This window comes from Clostridium sp. Marseille-QA1073, from assembly GCF_054863625.1.
Genome location: NZ_JBSVQM010000028.1, coordinates 1 through 21,095, shown reverse-complemented (window position 1 = coordinate 21,095; position 21,095 = coordinate 1). Strand labels below are relative to the sequence as shown.

20 protein-coding genes are annotated in these 21,095 nt (G+C 29.3%); 2 read left to right on the top strand and 18 right to left on the bottom strand.

From position 1 onward, the window contains the following. Positions 1-237 precede the first annotated feature (237 nt). The 15 genes from murA to ACY1IQ_RS18410 all read right to left on the bottom strand — a co-directional run bounded on the left by murA (position 238) and on the right by ACY1IQ_RS18410 (position 14,060). The gene (murA, locus tag ACY1IQ_RS18480; protein ID WP_461615368.1) at positions 238-1,497 is read right to left on the bottom strand and encodes a UDP-N-acetylglucosamine 1-carboxyvinyltransferase; all 1,260 of its coding nucleotides are present in this window, start codon (positions 1,495-1,497) and stop codon (positions 238-240) included. A gap of 26 nt (positions 1,498-1,523) precedes the next feature. Beyond that, positions 1,524-2,219, bottom strand: a complete 696-nt coding sequence (locus ACY1IQ_RS18475; protein ID WP_461615367.1) for a hypothetical protein — start codon at positions 2,217-2,219, stop codon at positions 1,524-1,526. Positions 2,220-2,668: 449 nt separating this feature from the next. Further along, on the bottom strand, positions 2,669-2,851 hold the full coding sequence (locus ACY1IQ_RS18470) for a hypothetical protein (RefSeq protein WP_461615366.1): 183 nt from the start codon (positions 2,849-2,851) through the stop codon (positions 2,669-2,671). Between the two features lie 293 nt (positions 2,852-3,144). Then, complete coding sequence (locus tag ACY1IQ_RS18465) at positions 3,145-3,549, bottom strand: F0F1 ATP synthase subunit epsilon (RefSeq protein ID WP_461615365.1); 405 nt, start codon at positions 3,547-3,549, stop codon at positions 3,145-3,147. A 187-nt stretch (positions 3,550-3,736) separates the two neighbouring features. Beyond that, complete coding sequence (atpD, locus tag ACY1IQ_RS18460) at positions 3,737-5,128, bottom strand: F0F1 ATP synthase subunit beta (RefSeq protein ID WP_461615364.1); 1,392 nt, start codon at positions 5,126-5,128, stop codon at positions 3,737-3,739. A 33-nt stretch (positions 5,129-5,161) separates the two neighbouring features. Next, positions 5,162-6,013, bottom strand: a complete 852-nt coding sequence (gene atpG / locus ACY1IQ_RS18455) for an ATP synthase F1 subunit gamma (protein WP_461615363.1) — start codon at positions 6,011-6,013, stop codon at positions 5,162-5,164. An 11-nt stretch (positions 6,014-6,024) separates the two neighbouring features. Next, entirely contained in the window at positions 6,025-7,539 is a 1,515-nt protein-coding gene (gene atpA / locus ACY1IQ_RS18450) for a F0F1 ATP synthase subunit alpha (protein ID WP_461615362.1), read from the bottom strand. Positions 7,540-7,576: 37 nt separating this feature from the next. After that, positions 7,577-8,671: a F0F1 ATP synthase subunit delta gene (locus ACY1IQ_RS18445; protein ID WP_461615361.1), complete on the bottom strand. Its 1,095-nt coding sequence runs from the start codon at positions 8,669-8,671 to the stop codon at positions 7,577-7,579. A 1-nt stretch (position 8,672) separates the two neighbouring features. Continuing rightward, positions 8,673-9,152, bottom strand: coding sequence for a F0F1 ATP synthase subunit B (locus tag ACY1IQ_RS18440; protein WP_461615360.1), 480 nt, complete (start codon positions 9,150-9,152; stop codon positions 8,673-8,675). Positions 9,153-9,212: 60 nt separating this feature from the next. Then, entirely contained in the window at positions 9,213-9,467 is a 255-nt protein-coding gene (gene atpE / locus ACY1IQ_RS18435) for an ATP synthase F0 subunit C (protein ID WP_461615359.1), read from the bottom strand. 43 nt (positions 9,468-9,510) lie between these two features. Beyond that, positions 9,511-10,191, bottom strand: a complete 681-nt coding sequence (locus ACY1IQ_RS18430; protein ID WP_461615358.1) for a F0F1 ATP synthase subunit A — start codon at positions 10,189-10,191, stop codon at positions 9,511-9,513. Between the two features lie 15 nt (positions 10,192-10,206). Continuing rightward, positions 10,207-10,569, bottom strand: a complete 363-nt coding sequence (locus ACY1IQ_RS18425) for a hypothetical protein (protein ID WP_461615357.1) — start codon at positions 10,567-10,569, stop codon at positions 10,207-10,209. 592 nt (positions 10,570-11,161) lie between these two features. After that, positions 11,162-12,283 carry a non-hydrolyzing UDP-N-acetylglucosamine 2-epimerase gene (wecB, locus tag ACY1IQ_RS18420; protein ID WP_461615356.1) on the bottom strand — a complete coding sequence of 374 codons (1,122 nt, stop codon included), beginning with the start codon at positions 12,281-12,283 and terminating at the stop codon, positions 11,162-11,164. A gap of 16 nt (positions 12,284-12,299) precedes the next feature. Continuing rightward, positions 12,300-13,328 carry an MraY family glycosyltransferase gene (locus tag ACY1IQ_RS18415; protein ID WP_461615355.1) on the bottom strand — a complete coding sequence of 343 codons (1,029 nt, stop codon included), beginning with the start codon at positions 13,326-13,328 and terminating at the stop codon, positions 12,300-12,302. A 243-nt stretch (positions 13,329-13,571) separates the two neighbouring features. Then, positions 13,572-14,060 (bottom strand): deoxycytidylate deaminase, encoded by a 489-nt coding sequence (locus ACY1IQ_RS18410; protein WP_461615354.1) that lies wholly within the window; start codon positions 14,058-14,060, stop codon positions 13,572-13,574. Between the two features lie 366 nt (positions 14,061-14,426). On the opposite strand from ACY1IQ_RS18410, the gene ACY1IQ_RS18405 reads away from it, so the two are divergent. Together ACY1IQ_RS18405 and ACY1IQ_RS18400 are read left to right on the top strand one after the other, a co-directional pair. After that, positions 14,427-15,128, top strand: a complete 702-nt coding sequence (locus tag ACY1IQ_RS18405; protein ID WP_461615353.1) for a Crp/Fnr family transcriptional regulator — start codon at positions 14,427-14,429, stop codon at positions 15,126-15,128. Between the two features lie 227 nt (positions 15,129-15,355). Further along, positions 15,356-15,904: an NADH peroxidase gene (locus ACY1IQ_RS18400; protein WP_039635209.1), complete on the top strand. Its 549-nt coding sequence runs from the start codon at positions 15,356-15,358 to the stop codon at positions 15,902-15,904. A 175-nt stretch (positions 15,905-16,079) separates the two neighbouring features. Here the strand turns inward: ACY1IQ_RS18400 and ACY1IQ_RS18395 are convergent, their stop codons facing one another. The 3 genes from ACY1IQ_RS18395 to ACY1IQ_RS18385 form a co-directional block, all read right to left on the bottom strand. Further along, on the bottom strand, positions 16,080-16,331 hold the full coding sequence (locus ACY1IQ_RS18395) for a hypothetical protein (RefSeq protein WP_461615352.1): 252 nt from the start codon (positions 16,329-16,331) through the stop codon (positions 16,080-16,082). Further along, entirely contained in the window at positions 16,328-18,361 is a 2,034-nt protein-coding gene (locus ACY1IQ_RS18390) for a S8 family serine peptidase (RefSeq protein ID WP_461615351.1), read from the bottom strand. The genes ACY1IQ_RS18395 and ACY1IQ_RS18390 overlap by 4 nt, the downstream gene beginning before the upstream one ends. A 537-nt stretch (positions 18,362-18,898) precedes the next feature. Beyond that, positions 18,899-20,926: a sodium-translocating pyrophosphatase gene (locus ACY1IQ_RS18385; RefSeq protein WP_461615350.1), complete on the bottom strand. Its 2,028-nt coding sequence runs from the start codon at positions 20,924-20,926 to the stop codon at positions 18,899-18,901. Positions 20,927-21,095 lie beyond the last annotated feature (169 nt).

Below are 21,095 nucleotides of genomic sequence, written 5' to 3'. Positions count from 1 at the left end.
ACTCAGTATTTCATAAGCTTTAATGTTAATTTATTGTATGTATTTATAATATTGTCATTAAAATATTATTAAAGTTATTAGATATTTATTAATAAATTTCCAATAATATAACCACTAATTTATTAAAAAATTATTATGTGATGTTAATTTTAAAATAAATGTTTATAATAATATAATTGATATCTTTAGATAAGAAAATAAAAAGAGACTATGAATAAAATCCATAATCTCTTTTATCTATACTCTAATTCTTTCAATATCTGCTCCAAGCTCCCTCAATTTTTTTTCTATAGAAACATATCCTCTATCTATATGGAATATATCTGATACTATAGTTTCTCCTTTAGCACAAAGTCCTGCTAATACCAATGCTGCACCTGCACGTAAATCTGTCGCCTTTATCTCTGCTCCCGTAAGCATATCTACGCCTTCTACCACAGCACATCTTCCATCTATTTTAATGTTTGCTCCCATTCTTATAAGTTCTCCAACTTGCATAAATCTATTTTCAAATATAGTTTCTGTTATTAGACTGGTTCCTTTTACTGTACATAACAGACTCATCATTTGGGACTGCATATCTGTTGGAAATCCTGGATATGGCATAGTTTTTATATCTATAGGCTTTAATATACTATTACCATCAACAATTAAGCTATTACTAGCACATTCAATTGTAACTCCCATTTCCTTCAACTTTGCAATAACTGGTTTTAAACATTCTTCATCAATATTATTTATCTTTATTTTACTTTTAGTAATAGCAGCTGCTATCATAAAAGTTCCTGCCTCAATTCTATCAAATATAGGTGTATGACTTACTCCATTTAATGCATCTACACCTTTTATTATTATTGTATCTGTTCCTTCACCTTGAATATCTGCACCCATTTTTCTTAGAAAAGTAGCTAAGTCAATAATTTCTGGTTCTTCTGCTGCATTTTCAATAATGGTTTCTCCCTCTGCTAAAACCGCTGCCATCATTATATTTTCTGTTGCTCCTACAGAAGGAAAATCCAAATATATTTTTTTACCTATTAACTTTCTTGCTGTAGCCTCTACATATCCATGACCCATAGTAATCTCTGCCCCTAAGGCTGATAATCCTTTCAAATGCAGATCTATAGGCCTTGACCCTATATTACATCCTCCTGGAAGAGAAATTTTAAACCTTCCAAATCGTCCAATCATTGCTCCCATTATTAAAAAGGAAGCTCTCATTTTTCTTACTAAATCATGATCAACATTACTATCATTTAATCTTGAAGTATTTATTGTTACAATATTACTTTTGGAATCTATATCTACGTCTGCATAAAGTGACCTTAACACATCGCAAAGCACATAAACATCTTCTAGCATAGGTGCATTTTTCAAAGTACACTGTCCGCCGCTTAATATAGTCGCCGCTAATATAGGCAACACTGAATTTTTAGCTGAACTTATATTCACTTCTCCTCTTAATGTTTTACCACCTTTTAAAATAAATTTATCCATGTTAATCCTCCATCAATAGTGCTGATTTAAAACGTTAAGGTTATTTCTGGGGTACCCATAATTAAATAATTACCTGAAGAGTATCTTACAACAGCAAATTGGAAGTCTATTAATTCATCATTTACTCTTTTAGCAATATAATTTTTAGTATTACAAATAGTGCTATAACCATTATTCAATTTTACAGTATTTAAACCTGTAGCTTTGCTATCCTCTAAAGCATTTATTATACTGCAATTTACAGTTTCTAAATTCTTTTCTTCAAGCATAGACTTAACTTGAAGATAATATTGTACATTATAAGCATGTTCTAATAATACTTTATCTAATACCCCTTTTAAATCTTCTAATTTATTTTCATTAGTTTTTTCTACTAAATTTATGGTTATTAAAGTTTCATCTTTATAACAAACTTTCTCAATATAACCATAAATATTATCAAACTTAAATTCTCTATAATTAGAGTTATCATATATTGTTTTCTCTTCTATTGAAGTTGTATATTCTCTTAATAATAGTAACAAGTTTTTATAGTAGTAATCATAATTTTTATTTGGTTTAAAGGTGGTTGTAATAGAAATCTCTGCTATTTTGCTATTTGTTATAGATAAGATTTCATTAAATACATCTACTCTCTCTTTAGCTTGAGACAAAAATATATTAAAATTAATTATAACTATAGCTATTATCAAAAAAATTACTGTTCTTTTTCTCTTAACCATATCAATTCCCCCATTCATCTAAATTATTGACTTGGGTATAATTTTTTATTCCCTTATTTAGGAAAATAATAAATTATCCCTCCTCAATTATGAAGAGGGCTATTCATTAGGGTATTGATATGTTATATATTATTAATATATAATCAAAGCATCAAAATTGTGCATTGTTGTTTAATAATGTAGAAAAACAAAAAAAGTTATGATTAATTATCATAACTCTTCATATATATAATTAAAAATTTAAAATAATAAATAGTATATAGTTATAAATAAAAATGACAAATTATTGTATCTCTATTTAAATTTTCCCTATAAATAATAAATACTGCAAGGATTAAACGAACTATTATTTAAAAAAATTTCAAAATATGCTTATAAATTTACATAACAAAGGAGAAAAGTGGCTAAGCACTTTTCATAAAACTCTATAATTATAGCTATATTTAATACTAGCTAAATAAAGAAGAAAAAGTAGAGACATTCTTTAATAATTTAATGGCAGTATTTAAATCAATATACTTCTCTCCATTTAATTCCACACTATTATTCATAAACTGTTTTACTGCTTCTTCATATTCGTATTCAATATTAGCTACAGAAGAATCCGGCACTTTAATTCTATTATTATTCATTTTTCTCTTCCTTTCCAACATAATATATACATAGTATATATTAAAGTAGAAATTTTTATCCTTAAATATATATTTCCTAGGAAATCGACAAGTTTATACATCTAAAATTTTGCAATTTCTATCTAACACATTGTTTAATAAGAAAGATATGTATTACCATTCTCTTACCTGCAGTATAAGCCTTCTCTAAAAATACTTATATTAGGCAAAAAATAAGCTTCCACAAATAGTCACACTATTTGTGGAAGCTTACATTGCAGTATTTATATGCAATATATTATAATACTAATTAATTATTTTATTGAAGATACTTTAAGTCTCATTAAAGATCTTCTAAGAGCTCTTTCTGCTCTTTTAATATCTATACTATCTTTATTTTTTAGTCGTTCTTCTGCTCTCTCTTTAGCAGATTTAGCTCTTTCTTCATCTATGTCTTCTGGCCATTCAGCCGCACTACATAACATTGTCACTACATTATTTTTTACTTTTACAACTCCGTTAGATGTAAAGCCATGAAATTCTTTATCATTTATATCTTGAAAGGTAGTTATAGTTGGTACTAAGTCAGATGCCATAGATATATGATTAGGAAGTATTCCAAATCTTCCTTCACTACTTTCTGAGTTTAATTTCACAACCTCACCTTTATAAAATTCTTTATCTGGAGTCATTATTATAAGTTTGAAACTTCTCTCCATAGCTTTCCTCTTTCATAAATTTTATTCTTAGGCATCTGAAGGAAAATAATAATCCAAAGATGTTAGTATATTTTATATTAGACAAGGCGTCAGGTTCTGCTCATAGTGATGCTATGGGCGGGTTCTGACAACGTAGTATGATAGAAAATAGGCTAACATACTGGTATATTATTTTTTTGAAGATGCCTTAATCTAAAGTTTTAGCCTTTTCTACTGCTTCATCAATAGTTCCAACGAATAAGAATGCAGCTTCAGGTAACTCATCATGTTTACCTTCTAGTATTTCCTTAAAGCCTCTTATAGTTTCTTTTATAGGCACATATTTACCTTTAATTCCTGTAAATTGTTCTCCTACAGTAAATGGTTGAGATAAAAATCTCTGAATTTTTCTTGCTCTACTAACTACAAGTTTATCTTCTTCTGAAAGCTCATCTACTCCTAATATAGCAATTATATCTTGAAGTTCTTTATATCTTTCTAATATATGTTTAACTTTAGCTGCTACCTCATAATGTTCTTCTCCAACAATTCTAGGGTCAAGCATTCTTGAACTTGATTCCAGCGGGTCTACTGCTGGGTATATTCCTAACTCAACTATTGATCTTGAAAGAACTGTTGTTGCATCTAAGTGTGAAAATGTTGTTGCTGGTGCTGGGTCTGTTAAGTCATCCGCTGGAACATATACTGCTTGAACAGAAGTTATAGAACCGTTTTTAGTAGATGTAATTCTCTCTTGAAGCGCTCCCATTTCTGTAGCAAGTGTTGGTTGATATCCAACGGCACTTGGAATTCTTCCAAGTAATGCTGAAACCTCAGAACCTGCTTGTGTAAATCTAAATATATTATCTATAAATAACAGCACATCCTGACCTTGATCTCTAAAATATTCAGACATTGTAAGACCTGTCAATGCAACTCTCATTCTTGCTCCTGGCGGTTCATTCATCTGTCCAAAAACTAAAGCTGTCTTGTTAATAACTCCAGATTCTTTCATTTCGTTATAAAGGTCATTACCTTCTCTTGTTCTTTCTCCAACACCAGTGAAAACAGAAAGTCCACCATGTTCTTTTGCAATATTATTTATAAGCTCTTGAATCAATACAGTTTTTCCTACTCCTGCACCACCAAATAAACCTATTTTTCCTCCACGCTGATACGGCGCTATAAGGTCAATAACTTTGATTCCAGTTTCAAAAACCTCAGGTTCTACAGATTGTTCCTCAAAAGAAGGTGCTGGTCTGTGAATTGTATAATAACTTTCTCCATTAAATTCACCTTGATCATCAATTGGCTTCCCTAATACATTGAAAAGTCTTCCAAGTACAGGGTTTCCTACAGGGATTGCAATTGCTCTTCCTGTATCTACTGCCTTAACTCCTCTTTTTAAACCTTCTGTGCTTTCCATTGCTATAGTTCTTACTATATCATCACCTATATGTTGCTCAACTTCTGCAATTATAGTTTTGCCATCCATTTTTATTTCTATAGCATTATATATATTTGGAAGTGATCCTGATTCAAACTTTATATCTATAACAGGTCCTATGATTTGTACGACCTTTCCTATTCGCTGTGACATATTACCCCTCCAAATTCATCAGTCTTTTTTAAATTATTCTTGTGCCTGTGCTCCACCTACTATTTCTGAAAGCTCTTGAGTTATGGCACTTTGCCTTATTCTGTTATACTTTAGGTTAAGCTCATCCAATAAAGTATCTGAGTTACGAGTTGCTCCATCCATAGCTTCCATTCTGTAACTTTGTTCACAAACCTTAGAATGAAGCATAGAATTTAACACTTTTCCGTTTAAATATAAATTTATTACATTTTCAGTTAAAGTTTCTGAATTAGTATTAAACTCCAAAGTTTCATTAGAATGATCAAAATCCTCCATATTAATTGGTAGTATTTTTTCCATTTTAACATGTTTTTTAAGTTGAGAAATAAATTCTGTATAAACAATATGGACTTCTGAAACTTCTCCTTTTCTGTATAAATCAAAGGCATGATTATATATAGCTGAGGATTCTTTAACTGTAGGTATATCACCTACGTCAACATATTCTGCCACTGTGTCAATCTTATATCTATTGAAAAGTGTTTTTCCTCTTGCTCCTACAACTAGTACTAAACTATTTTCTATATCATTTTCAATTTCATCTATAACATAATTTACTATAGAACCATTAAAGGAGCCACATAAACCCATATCAGAAGTAAGTACAATGTATAACTTTTTAGAACTATTGTTTTTGACGGTGTAAATATTCTCATCTTCATAACTTTTTAAAACCTCATTATACACTTCTTCACACTCTTTAAAATAGTAATTATTAGCTGACAATCTTTGTCTTGCCTTTTTAAGCTTTGAGGTAGCAACTAGTCCTAATGCCTTTGTAATTTTCCTAGTGTTTTTTATAGATTTAATTCTTCTTTTAATTACTATAAGTCCTGTTGCACTCATTTTCTACACCTCTATAGTTCTAATGAGAATTCACTTTTAAACTCCTCTATAGCAGCTACAAGTTTATCCTCAATTTCTTTATCTAATTCTTTTCTTTCTAATATAAGTTTTCCAACTTCTCTATAATTGGTATTCATAAATTCTAAGAAATCTCTTTCAAACTCCTTAATTTTATGCACAGGTACATCCATTAGATGACCATGAACACCAGCATATAGAATCATAATTTGTTTTTCAACTGGCATAGGAACATATTGATCTTGCTTTAGTATTTCAACTAATCTTCTACCTTTTTCAAGTCTTCTTTTAGTTTCTTTATCAAGGTCAGAACCAAATTGCGCAAAAGATGCTAACTCTCTATATTGAGCAAGTTCTAATCTTAATGTTCCAGATACCTGCTTCATAGCTTTTATCTGAGCATTTCCTCCTACCCTAGAAACTGATATACCTGCATTAACTGCTGGTCTCTGTCCTGCATAAAATAACTCTGTTTCTAAGAAAATCTGACCATCAGTAATAGAAATAACATTAGTAGGTATATATGCTGTAACATCGCCTGCTAAAGTTTCTATTATTGGAAGAGCTGTTAATGAGCCTCCACCTAACTTATCAGAAAGTTTTGCAGCTCTTTCTAATAATCTTGAATGTAAATAGAAAACATCTCCTGGATAAGCTTCTCTTCCTGGTGGTCTTCTAAGCAGTAATGCCATCGTTCTATAAGCAACAGCGTGCTTAGATAAGTCATCATATACCACTAAGACGTCTTTACCCTTATTCATGAAATATTCACCCATACTACAACCTGCAAAAGGTGCTAAATACTGTAGTGGTGCTGATTGTGAGGCAGTAGAAGATACTACAATTGTATAATCTAATGCACCCATTTCTTTTAAAGTGTTAACTATGTGTGCAACTGTTGATTGTTTTTGACCTATTGCAACATAGATACAAATAACATCTTTACCTTTTTGATTTAATATTGCATCTAAAGCTAAAGCTGTTTTTCCTGTTTGTCTATCTCCTATAATTAACTCTCTCTGACCTTTTCCTATTGGAATCATTGAGTCAATTGCCTTAATACCTGTTTGTAATGGCTGTTTAACTGATTGACGATCAATAACACCTGGTGCGTTTACTTCAACTGGTCTAAATTCTGTTGTATTTATTGGTCCCTTACCATCAATAGGCATTCCTAATGAATCTACAACTCTACCTATCATCTCTTCACCTACTGGTACTTCTACAATCTTACCAGTTCTGTGTACTATATCGCCTTCCTTGATTCCTTTTTCTGAACCAAGTAAAACACAACCTACATTGTCTTGCTCTAAATTTAGAGCCATACCATATACTTTATTAGAGAATTCTAAAAGTTCTCCCTCTAAACAATCATCTAATCCATATACTCTAGCTATACCATCACCTATTTGAATTACTGTGCCGGCATCTACAGTATTAATCTTATTTTCATATTTATCTAACTCTTTTTTTAGAAGAGCCGTTATCTCTCCTGGTTTAATATGCATTATTTCACCTCAATCCTATATAAAGACATATTTACTTTTAATGTACGGATTGTCTCATACTCTTTATCTTACCTTTAACGGTACCGTCTATTATGTCTTCTCCTATTTTGATATAAACTCCACCTAAAATATTTTCATCAATAACTTCTCTTATAACAACATTAACGCTATAGAATTCTGATAATCTCTTTTCTAGGTCTTTTCTTTGGCTATCATTTAAAGGTTTTGCCGTTCTAACTTCAGCTTCAATAGTCTTCTTTTTATTATCATAGTTTCTTAAATTTTGTTGTTCATCTATACTTTCATCAAGTTCTTCAAAACTTCTATCTGATAATGGACCTTTGAATAAAACTCCTCGATGCTTAAAGTTCATAAGCTTTCCTTTTATTGTAGCATCAATTACATCTTCACCTACGGTTATATGAATTCCGCCCAAGATACTACTATCTATAATCTCTTCTATAACGAACTTTCTTTCATAGAACTTCTCAAGATTAGCTATTAAGTTTTCTCTTTGAATTTCAGTAAGTGGATTAACAGTTTTAACTATTCCTGTTAATACTTTGGACTTATCTTCTAAATAAACTTTATCTTTTCTCTTTTCTTCCATAAGTCCTTTCATTGCTTCAAACCTATTTCTTACAGTTCCATCTATAACGTCGTCTCCAACTTTTATAAATATACCACCTAATAAATTTTTATCAACTTTCTCTGAAATTACAATTTCTTTATTATATTTTTTTTCTAGTTTTTCTTTTAAACTCAATTTTTGTTCATCATTTAGTTTTACAGCAGTTCTAACTTCAGCTTCAATCATATTATGACGTTCAAAATAAATAAGTCTCATTTGGTTATATTTTTCTTTTAAATATAATATTCTATCTTTATCAATTAATAAAATTAAGAAATCTAAAAGTTCCTCACTAACTTGATCTTTAAAAAGTTTTGTGAAAATCTCCTTTTTAGCTGCTCTGTGTATTTGAGGATGTTCTATTATTTTAATAAGTTCATCACCAGTTTCCATACTTTCGACAATGATACTTAAGTCTTCTAAAGTTTGTTCTAAAGTTCCTCGCTTTTCACAAACATCATATAATGCTAATGCGTATCTTCTGTCTAGAAATTCATACATTTTAATTACCTACCTTGGAGATAAACTCATCAATAAGTCTTTTATGCTCATCCTCATCAATTTTCTTCTCTAATGCTTTCTCAGCTAAAACTAAAGATAAATCAATAACTTGTGATTTAATTTCACTTTCAGCTTTACGTTTTTCTCTTTCAATATCCTGCTTCGCTCTTGCACGAACTATATCTGCTTCTTTTTTAGCTTCTTCAATCATTTCGTCATAAACTTTTTCAGCCTTAACCTTATAAGTTTCTATTAGTTTCTGACCATCTTCTCTATATCTCTTAATTTTTTCTTCTTGCTCTACTTTTAAGCTTTCAACTCTACTTTCTTCAAGTTTAGCTTTTGCAAAAGATGACTCAACTTCTTGCTTTCTTGATTCTATCATTTCCATTGTTGGCTTAAAAACAAATTTTCTTAATATAAAAAAGAATATAAAAAAGTTTATTGTTCCAGCTAAAACTATACTTAAATTTATATCCATATAAAATCCTGGTTCTATATCCTAAACCAGGATTTTCACCTACCCTTCTTAATAATTTTTTTAGCCTCTTACGCCAAACAGAACTAGTAATAATCCTATAAGGAAGCCATATATAGCTGTAACTTCTGAGAAAGCTCCTCCTATGATTAATGCGTTCATTATTTTTCCGCTTGCATCTGGTTGTTTTGCTATACTTTCAACAGCTTTAGCAGTGGCATTTCCTGTTCCTATACCTCCACCAATAACTGATAATGCTGCTATTCCAGCACCTACTGCTGACATACCTGCTATAAATGCACCTGAATCTATATTCATAATTAAAATCCTCCTTAAAATACTTTAATTTATTTATATTTTTTTAGTGTTCTGATGTTATCTTGATATGAATCATAGTTAACATTACAAATATTATAGTTTGAATTATCCCATCAAAGAAGTCAAAATAAAAAGCAAAGGGAACTGGAATTCCTATAGTTGCAATAAAGTGGATATGACCTAGCGCGTCATATAAAAGCTCCATAACCATTGTTGCAGCAAATACATTACCAAATAATCTCAAGCTTAATGATACTGGTAACATTACTCTTTCCAATATATTTATTGGTAATAATAGTGCTATAGGGCTAGCATACCCTTTAAAGTATCCTTTTAATCCTAACTTTTTGATTGTGTAACCTTGAATTACTAAAAATGTTGTAAGTGCCAACCCTATGGTTACACTCAGCTCTGATGTAGGTGGCTTTAATCCAAACATACCTATCATATTCAATGAAAATATATATAATGCTAATGCTCCAATATAAGGAACAAAGGCTAATTTATCTTCTCCCATATTTTCACTAACTATTCCACTAAGCTTTTCAATTATTATCTCTATGGCACTTTGAATTTTTCCTGGAACCCTTTTAACTGTTTTACTATAAAGAATAGATAATATTGCCGTTATGCCGATAAAAATCCATTGAATTACTAAACTTAATGTAATATCAAATGGAAACCCAAATATATTTAACGTAAATATAGGTAAAACTTCCTCCATGTAAACACCCCTTTCCTATTGTTTAGCTTTAAAGCCATATAATATTAATGAAATAATTTGAGAAGTATATCCAGCAATAAATATGAAAAAGTTAATAGTACTTCTATTAACTATATAAGCTGCAACTAATGAAACTATAAGTATTCTATAAATTTGACTCAGTATTAAAATTATTTTTGACATTGAGTTATTTTCTTTTAATGATATATTTAACACTAAGCTATTTACTAATAGATTAATTAGTGCAATTCCTATTCCCAACATAAAAAATAAGCACGCTTTTCCAAATATAAAATATCCTATGGATATAAATATTAATGATAAAATCAAATCAAAGCTTGCTACTTGTTTTAAAAGTAATGTATTCTCATTATACACTTGAAATTCCTCTCTCTATGGCCTACTAAGGTATATGCTTATTAAGCTACAATAAATTATATGCTTAGACATAATATTAATAAACACTGTAATTTGACTATATTGGCTCGTTTTTCTGAATTGCAGTTTAATACACCTAAATATTTCATTGTGGATATGTTTTGCTCTCTTTTAATCTATTTTTCTGAGCCATTAGATATTTCCTTCAATTGTTATTCAATTCTTCAACAACGTGAAATTTTCTGACTGATTAGTTCATAATGGTTATGAATAACGCTTCATAATATAATTCAATAAATTAATAGTGCATTACAAATTAAACGATTTTATGAATTTATTATTTTCCAAAATTTCATTTTACTGAAAATTACATAGACGTTATTATTTATCACTTTTAATAATATGAATAATCCAAATAGAGTTTTATGCATTTTTTATTATATTTATATAGGTATTTTGTGAATTAACACATGAAAATATTCAAGTTTAATCTACTTTATACTTTTATTTACTCTTATTTCCTCACTAATTCAAAAAAAATAAAAGCATTAGAATTATGAAAGTTAATTCTAATGCTCTATAATTTTACACATTAATTGGAAAAGTAAGCTTTTAATATATTGCATATTTCAATAGAAGTTTTTCCATTCCCATAAGGATTTGAAAGATTACTCATATGCTCATAAACCTTCTTATCTCTAAGAAGTTTGTTAGCTTCTAAAACAATTATATTTATATCTGTTCCTACTAGCTTAACAGTACCAGCCTGTAATGCTTCTTGTCTTTCTGTAACATGTCTTAATACCAGTACAGGCTTGCCTAAATGAGGGGCCTCCTCTTGAATTCCTCCTGAGTCTGTCATAACCATATAACATTTATTCATAAGATTATGAGCTTCTTCAGTATCTAATGGATTTAATAAATGTACTCTTTTAACTCCACCTAAATATTTTTCTACATCCTCTTTAACTATAGGATTTAAATGAACCAAATATACTATTTCTACATCTTCATTCTCATCAACTATTTTTTTTAAAGATTTACATATATTTTCTATTCCTTCTCCCCAATTTTCTCTTCTATGGGCAGTTACCATAATTACTTTTTTATTTTCAAAATCAATATTGTTTAACTTTTCAGTTTTAAATTTATAATTTTCCTTAACAGTATAATTCATAGCATCTATTGCAGTATTGCCTGTAACAAAGACACTATCTTCTCTAACATTTTCTCTTAATAAATTTTCCTTTGTAAGAGTAGTAGGTGCAAAATGTAAATCTGCTATAGAACCTGCTAACTTTCTATTCATTTCCTCTGGGAAAGGAAAATATTTATCAAAAGTTCTAAGCCCAGCTTCTACATGTCCCACTTTTGTTTTATTATAAAAAGCAGCTAGTGAAGCTACAAATGTAGTGGTTGTATCTCCATGCACTAATACTATATGTGGTTTTTCTTTTTGTATGACTTCCTCTATACCCTCAAGTGCTTTACAAGTTATTCCACTTAAACTTTGCTTTTCAACCATGATATTTAAATCATAATCTGGTTTTATAGCGAAAATCTCTAATACCTGATCTAGCATTTCTCTATGCTGTGCAGTTACACATACCATCGAATCAAATTCTTCTCTTTTTTCAAGCTCTTTAACAAGCGGTGCCATTTTAACTGCTTCTGGTCTCGTTCCAAAAACAGACAAGACCTTAATTTTTTCCATAGATTTCACTCCTTAACTATTGTTCTCCATCGAATAAACCAAGTTCCCAAGCTATAAAGGCAATAAAAGTAACTACTGATGCCAATAAGAAATATGCTTTCTTACTGCTTATCTGCATTGCAATTATAGCTATGCCACCTAATATTGCACTAATTAAATACATTATTAAAACGACCTGTCTTTGTGTTAATCCAAGTCCTAATAATCTATGGTGAAGATGTCCTTTATCTCCTTGCATTATAGGTTTACCATTTACTTTTCTTCTTATCATTGCAAATAGTGTATCATAAATTGGAAGACCTAAGGCTAAAAGTGGAACAGCTATGACTAAAGCTGTAGCAGATTTAATTGCTCCATCAATAGAAATAGCGGCTAATAAAAATCCTAAAAGTTGTGAGCCTGTATCTCCCATAAATATACTTGCAGGATTAAAATTATAAGGCAGGAATCCAATAATTGAGCCACTTAATATAGCAGTCAAGAAAGCTGCATCTACTCTTCCACTTATGATAGAAACTATAAATAAAGTTACTGAAGATATAAATCCTACTCCAGCAGCTAAGCCATCAACTCCATCTATTAAATTAAAGGCATTTGTTATACCTATAACCCATATAATAGTTAACGGAACTCCTAATAGTCCTAAATTTAAAAAGCTACCTCCACTATTTAATGGATTTGTAACTAATGTTATCTTAAGTCCAAATACTATTAAAATAATTGCTGCTACTATTTGAAAAAGCAACTTATATTTTGGTCTTAATTCTTTAATATCATCAATTATTCCACCAATTACAATTACAGTAGCACCAATAAGAAGTCCTAAATCTTGAATAGAAAAATTACTTATATTTAGAACTACTCCTATAACAAAAGCAATATAAATTGCTACTCCGCCCATAAGTGGAGTAGGTTTATTATGTATTCTTCTTGAATCACTTGGAATATCTATTGCCTTTAATTTAATGGCTAATTTTCTAACTAATGGTGTTGCTACTCCTGATATAATCGCTGTAATAATCACCAATAAAACTATATTATCCATATAAAACCTTCCTATGAAATTTTATTCGCTTTAGTTTCTAAACTAAAATAATGCTGTTTAATGCAATAACTACTAAAACTCAATAATTTACATAATTATAATTAAGTATTAATTTTTTAAATTTATTAAATAAACCATATTTATGATAATAAATATTCATAGTTGATTTAACTCTTAGTTAGTTAATAATTAAATATTTTAATTATTTAAATGTGAAACTTTTCCTAAAATATTATCTCAGTTTTAATATCCATCTTCTTCTGTAAGAGAGTCATCATTTTCAATCCATTTGCTAACATACACTTCCCTATAATCTGTTTTGGTATCTCTTATTATAACCTTTTCTATACCAGCATTTATTATAAATCTTTTACAAAGTGCACAAGGAGATGCATTTTCAACTAATTTTCCTGTAGATTGTTCTTTTCCTACTAAATATAACGTTGATCCTATCATATCATGTCGTCTTGCAGAGATTATCGCATTTTGTTCTGCATGAACTGATCTACAAAGTTCATACCTAGTTCCCCTAGGAACTCTTAATTCTTCTCTTCTACACACACCAATATCACTACAATTTTTTCTTCCACGAGGTGCTCCTGTATATCCAGTAGCCATTATCTCATCGTTTTTTACTATCAACGCTGCAAAATTTCTTCTTAAACAAGTTCCTCTTTCCAAAACTGTTTCACATATATCTAAATAATAATTATGTTTATCTATTCGTTCCATAAAATCCCCTCAAAAATTAATATGTATTCTACCTTATTATATAAAAAAACTATAATAAAGTCACGTATTTTCAGTTTTCACCTTAAACTGCTATAATGTTAACTCCTTTTAATTCACTATTAAATACTAGACGGAATTTCATAAATTACTTTTCTTAATAGATTTTATATTTTAGTAATAATTTAAAAAGTTTTATAAGATAAAAATAAAGTAAGGAGTAAAAATTATAAATAGGTTTATTAACATTTGTCTAAACATGTAATTTGTAGTAAAATGATTTATATGTAAATTATGTAAATACCTTTGAAGTTTAATATAATATAAAATATAATTAACTAAATACTTATAAAATTGCAGAGGTGTATTATGGATTATATAATAAAAGCACTTAAAAAATGCATTCTTTTTAAAAACCTATCAGAAGAAGAAATAAAAAAAACTTTATCCACAGTCAGATGCACTATATATAATCAATGCAAAAATTGTGCTAATTGCAAAACTTGTGTTTTGGCACTTGAAGGTGATGATTGTACTTCCTTAGGTATTGTACTTGAAGGAACTATAGAGATTCAAAAGCAATATCCTAATGGTAAAATAGTATCACTTAGTACATTGAAAACAGGAAATATATTTGGAGAAGCAATTGTTTTTTCCCAGCACCATAAATATCCTGCTACAATTATCAGTAACAAAAATTCAATAGTTATGTATATTTTAAAAGAAGATATCATATCAATGTGTAGTGGCAATGCATTAATTTTAAATAATTTTATGGAGCTTTTATCCAGTAAAATACTTAATTTAAATAAGAAAATCACTGAGCTATCTTTAGAAACTTTGAGACAAAAACTCTGTTTCTATTTACTACAAGAATATAAAAAGCAAAAAAATTTAAAATTAACTATTCCTATGTCCAAGAAAAGTTTATCAGAATATTTTGGTGTTCAACGCCCTTCTCTTTCGAGAGAATTAATTAATATGAAAAATGATAAATTAATTAATTCTGATAAAAATACTATAGAAATTTTAGACTTAGATAGACTTCAGCAGTATATTGATATATATTAGTTATTAGCTAAAGCCTTATATTTCAATGATTCATGGCATGATTTTAAAAGTTTCTAAAAATTTGGTTAAAAAATAATAATTTTCTCTTGATAATTATTATCCGATAGTATATAATAATCTTGTAAGGAAGATTAAAACAATTAAACAAAATAATTCATTAAATTAGTAAATCATAATTACACTATAAACTAAAAAATATTTTTATTTATTGAGGAGGATTTTTTATTATGAAAAAGTTTGTTTGTACAGTATGTGGATATATTCATGAAGGAGATTCAGCACCAGAGTTTTGCCCAATTTGTAAAGCACCAGCTGACAAATTTATAGAAAAAGTAGAAGGACAAATGACTTGGGCTGATGAGCATAGAATAGGAATAGCTAAGGACGTAGATCCTGAAGTTATAGAAGGATTAAGAGCTAACTTTGTAGGAGAATGTACAGAGGTTGGAATGTACTTAGCAATGAGCCGTCAAGCTGATAGAGAAGGATATCCAGAAGTTGCTGAAGCTTATAAGAGAATAGCTTGGGAAGAAGCAGAACACGCTTCTAAATTTGCTGAATTATTAGGAGAAGTTGTAGTTGCTGATACAAAAGCTAACCTACAAGCAAGAGTTGATGCTGAGCATGGAGCTTGCCAAGGTAAAAAAGATCTAGCTACATTAGCTAAGAAATTAAACTTAGATGCAATACATGATACAGTTCATGAAATGTGTAAAGATGAAGCTAGACATGGAGCTGCATTCAACGGATTACTAAACAGATATTTTGGAAAATAATAAATAAAAATAGATTATTTTAATATAGGCTATAGCATACTCTATAGCCTTTCATTCCCTATCCCATAATAAAAAAAGCATGGATTACCATGCTTTTTTTATTTAAAATGAGTATTTTATTTTTATTATGATTTTAATTGGTAATTATATTAAACATAGCTTATTTGCTTCTCTTTTAAATTTTTCTATAAGCAAAAGGTATCTGATATTTCTCACTTAAATCATTTTTATTGGTAAAAATAATGTATCCCTCATAATAGCCTAATGGTGAATCTTCAGGTACAGCTATCCTAACATCAACTAATTTACTATCCATACTATTTATAGTTACATTCTCATCAATCTCAATTATCACATTGTTTTCAATAGCACTATTTCCTATTTGGCTCTTTAAATATTTAACATCTATATTAAAATTCTTATTCAATGCTGAATTTTACTTATTTTAAGACTTTTAGTTTTAGCTATTTGATTACTTGTATTTTCATTAAAATTTAATGATGGTGTTATGTTATCTATCTCTATTTTTTCGTGGTTTTTATTTAACGAAGCTGTCTTATCTAAAACCTGAAATTTAACTTTTGAATATACTGCTTCATAAACATCTATCATCCCTGCTCCAATCTCATATACACTATAATCATATTCTAAATCATCAGCAGTATTCATTAAAGCTGATTTTATATCAGAAGGACTATAGTTCTTATTTTTATCTAATATTAAAGCAACAACTCCAGTTACATAGGCAGTTGCCATAGAAGTCCCCGATTGTCTTTCATATGCTTTATCATAATTCCCTATTCCTTCTTCTCCTTTAAAATAGCTAGGCACAGAAGATAGTATGTTGGCTCCTGGTGCAACTATTTCAGGTTTTATTATATAAGTTTCATTTACTGGTCCACGAGAGCTAAAATCTAATAATACTCCTTTAGTTATTTCTAAATTAGAAAAACTATTAATTTTAAATTGTATTCCTTTTTCTTTAACTGTAAATAAAACAGCTTGTCCTTCTTTAAATGGTAAAGTAAACACAGTAGGATAATCTTTATGTTCTCCAAAATACATAGGTATATATCCTTCTTCTTCATTATCATTAATCACTATAGTAAAAAGGGCTCCTTTTTCTTTTGCATTTTTTCCTTTTTCTATTAAAGTATTTTTTCCTCGACTAACTAAAGCTATAGAATCATTTAGTTTCTTATCCTTAAAATCTTCTTTCATACCATATCCACAATAAACAACTTTAAGACTTTTATTATTATAAGGTTGTAAACTCTGCATTTTATCTTTTAATAATAGTCTTAAAGTATAACTTTCATCTAAGGAATTAAAAATTCCTTTTATAGTAGGTATTATCATATTATTATTACTAGCTCCTACTGTTATCCCTAATGAAGCTGTTCCCGGTGTAGATATTGTATACGGCTTTGAACCATTATTTCCTGATGCTGTCACTACCATAACTCCTAAGTTAATAGCATTGTTTATAGCTATAGATGTAGGATATAGTGGATCATTTACATCTATTCCTAAGGATAAATTTAAAATATCCATACCATCCTCAACAGCCTTTTCTACTCCACTTATAATACTTTCCATAGTCCCAATTCCATAAGGTCCTAAAACTCTATATGCATATATCTCCGCTTCAGGTGCTATTCCTAAAATACCTAAGCCATCATTTTCTTTAATCCCTTGTCCAGCTATTATTCCTGCTACATGAGTACCATGAGTAGTATAATAAGTATTCTCACCCTTTTCATCATATTCAGGTGCTTTAGAATTTTTCCACTGTTCATATGTAGTCTCCATAGGATCATTATCATTATCAATAAAATCATACCCACCTTTATAAGTATTCTTTATTGTTGGATGATTATAATCAATTCCTGTGTCTAAAATTCCTATCTTTATATTTTTCCCTTTAATTCCTTCTCCATGTAATTTATCAATATTCTTTAAAGGTACTGAACTAATTAGCTTTGAATCTTCACTTAAATTTTCTTCAACTTTAATAGGTTTTATTTTTACTTCACAATCACTATAAATACTCTTAATCATAGGTATCTTCGATAATTCCTCTATCTTATTAGCCGGAACATTTATTGCTGCTCCATTAAATACCTTTTCATAAGAATTTGTAACTTGAACTTCAGTAATTTTCTTTTTATTAACTTCTTTAATGAATTTCTCATTAGTCTCGTCATTTTTAAAGTTACTAATAGTACTTCTATATTCATATGGATTTTTTTCATCAAACTGAACAATTACCTTTACTTTCTCATTGCTATTTAAATCTATATTCTCATCTAACTTTAGTACTTCTTCAGTGGATTCAGTATTGTTATTTGACGCTTCACAATACTCTTTTGCCATTATCATTTCACTACCACTTAAAGTAATAAAAGTAGTACAAATAAATATAGCTAACAATTTCTTAAAGTTTCTCTCTTTCACTTTTATCCCCCTTACCCACTTTATTATAGATAAACTACTCTAAAATTTAATGTATATCATGGTATTTTAATTCACAATTCACAATGCAAAATTCACAATTGTTGAAATTAGTTTTAATCAAACTAATTTCTTTAATAAATTTTTAATAATTTAGTAACACAATTATATAAATCTATAAATTACATTTGGAAGTAGTACATCTATATATATTTGTACTTTAATTGTAAATTCCCTTCTTTTTTTCAATATAAATCTATTTAATAAATGCTTATATTACTATTCTAATTCATAATATTTATACTTATTTATCTTCATTTTGATATAGTATATATGATGATTATAGATTAAATTTATATTTTCCCATGAAAAATGAACAAAATTAGAGAAAACTTTTTAAAATCTGTTTTCTTAATGTTCTCCTACATTTATAGCTTGCATTTTAATGTAAGCTATTTTTATATAATTTATAAATATTTCTTTTAATAATAAAATACAAATTTAAAGCCCCGAAATTATATCGGGGCTATAATACTTAGATTATTTAATTAAAAATTCTAATAATACTCCACCATATTCGGCTATTAATGGAGCAAATACTAATGATATTATAGTCATAAGTTTAACTAATATATTCATTGATGGACCTGATGTATCTTTAAATGGATCTCCTACAGTGTCTCCAACTACTGCTGCCTTATGTGTTTCACTGCCCTTTCCTCCAAAGTGTCCTTCCTCAACATACTTTTTAGCATTATCCCAAGCTCCACCAGCGTTAGCCATCATTATAGCCATTAAAACTCCGCTGGCAACTGCACCGCTTAGTAATCCTCCTAAAGCCTCTACACCAAATAAAAATCCAGTTAATATAGGAACTACTATAGCTAATACACCCGGAAGTATCATTTCTCTTAATGCAGCGCGAGTTGATATTTCAACACATTTTGAATATTCAGGAGTATTCTTTCCTTCCATTATTCCATCTATTTCTTTAAATTGTCTTCTTACTTCTTTAACCATGTCATTTGCTGCCTTACCTACTGATTCCATTGTTAAAGCACTAAATAAGAATGGAAGCATTACTCCTACAAGTACTCCAACTAGAGTAACTGGATTTAATATATTTATCTCAATAAGCCCAGAAGCTTCTGCAAAAGAAGCAAATAATGCTAATGATGTTAATGCAGCAGACCCTATAGCAAATCCTTTACCTTTTGCAGCTGTAGTGTTTCCTACAGAGTCTAACTTATCTGTAATTTCTCTAACTTCTTCAGGCAAATCTGACATTTGAGCTATTCCACCTGCATTATCCGCAATTGGCCCATAAGCATCAACAGCAACAATAAGGCCAGTTATTGATAACATTCCTACTGCTGAAAGAGCAATTCCATATAGTCCCATTGAACTATTATTACTTCCACCCATTACAAAGTAAGCTATTAGTATTTCAAGAGCTATTAATAATATCGTTCCCATAGTGGATTTCATACCAACTGCCATACCAGAAATAATGTTAGTTCCTGCTCCTGTTTGTGATTGATCAGCTATTTTTTTCACACTTTTATAATTAGCTGAAGTATAAACTTCTGTCAATGAACCTATTAAAATTCCTATAATCATTCCACTACCAACAGCAAAGAAACTGTTCAAGGTACCAAAAATCATCTTACTAGCAAATAACGCTCCTACTAAGAACAATCCACCAGCAATATAAGTGCCTGAGTTTAAAGATTTCTGTGGATTTTCACTTTTTGAAACTTTAACATATATAGCCCCTATAATTGAAGCTATTATACCTAAAGACACTAGAATTATAGGATAGGCTACTCCATTCAAACTATCTCTATAAACCACAGTTCCTAAAGTTATTGCTGAAATAATAGACCCAACATAAGATTCAAATAAATCAGCTCCCATACCTGCAACGTCTCCAACGTTATCTCCAACATTATCTGCGATAACTGCTGGATTTCTTGGATCATCTTCTGGTATTCCTGCCTCAACCTTACCAACAATATCTGCACCTACGTCAGCGGCTTTAGTATATATACCACCACCAACTCTTGCAAATAGTGCTATTGAAGATGCACCTAATCCAAATCCTGTTAATATACTCGTATCTCCATTAAAGACTAAATATATTATTGAAATTCCTAGTGCTCCTAATCCTACAACACTCATTCCCATAACTGCTCCACCAGAGAATGCAATAGATAATGCCTTTGCTATACCATGTTTTGCTGCCTCTGCTGTTCTTACATTGGCTGATGTAGCTATCTTCATTCCGAAATATCCAGCTAAAATTGAAAATACAGCTCCGCATAGGAATGATATCCCAGTTTCAATATTTATGAATATGCTAAGTAAAATTACAACTATAATTATAAAGACACTTAAATAAGTATATTCTTTTCTTAAGAAAGCCATTGAACCTTCTTTTATATAGGATGCTATTTCTGACATCCTTTCATTTCCTATTTTCTCTTTGACAATTGTTTTACTTAAATAAAACGCGAAAATTATTGCAAGCACTCCGCCTACAATTCCTAATAAATATGCTTGTTCCATAATATCACCCAAATATAATTTTTAATATTTTATTAAAATAATAAATAAAATTATATTTTTATCCTTTTCCCTTAATTAAATTCCTTAAATTGGACTAATTTATCCTTGATATATAGGATAAATTTTTTAAAATATTTCAAAACCAAAACTTTTTTATTAAATAAATATA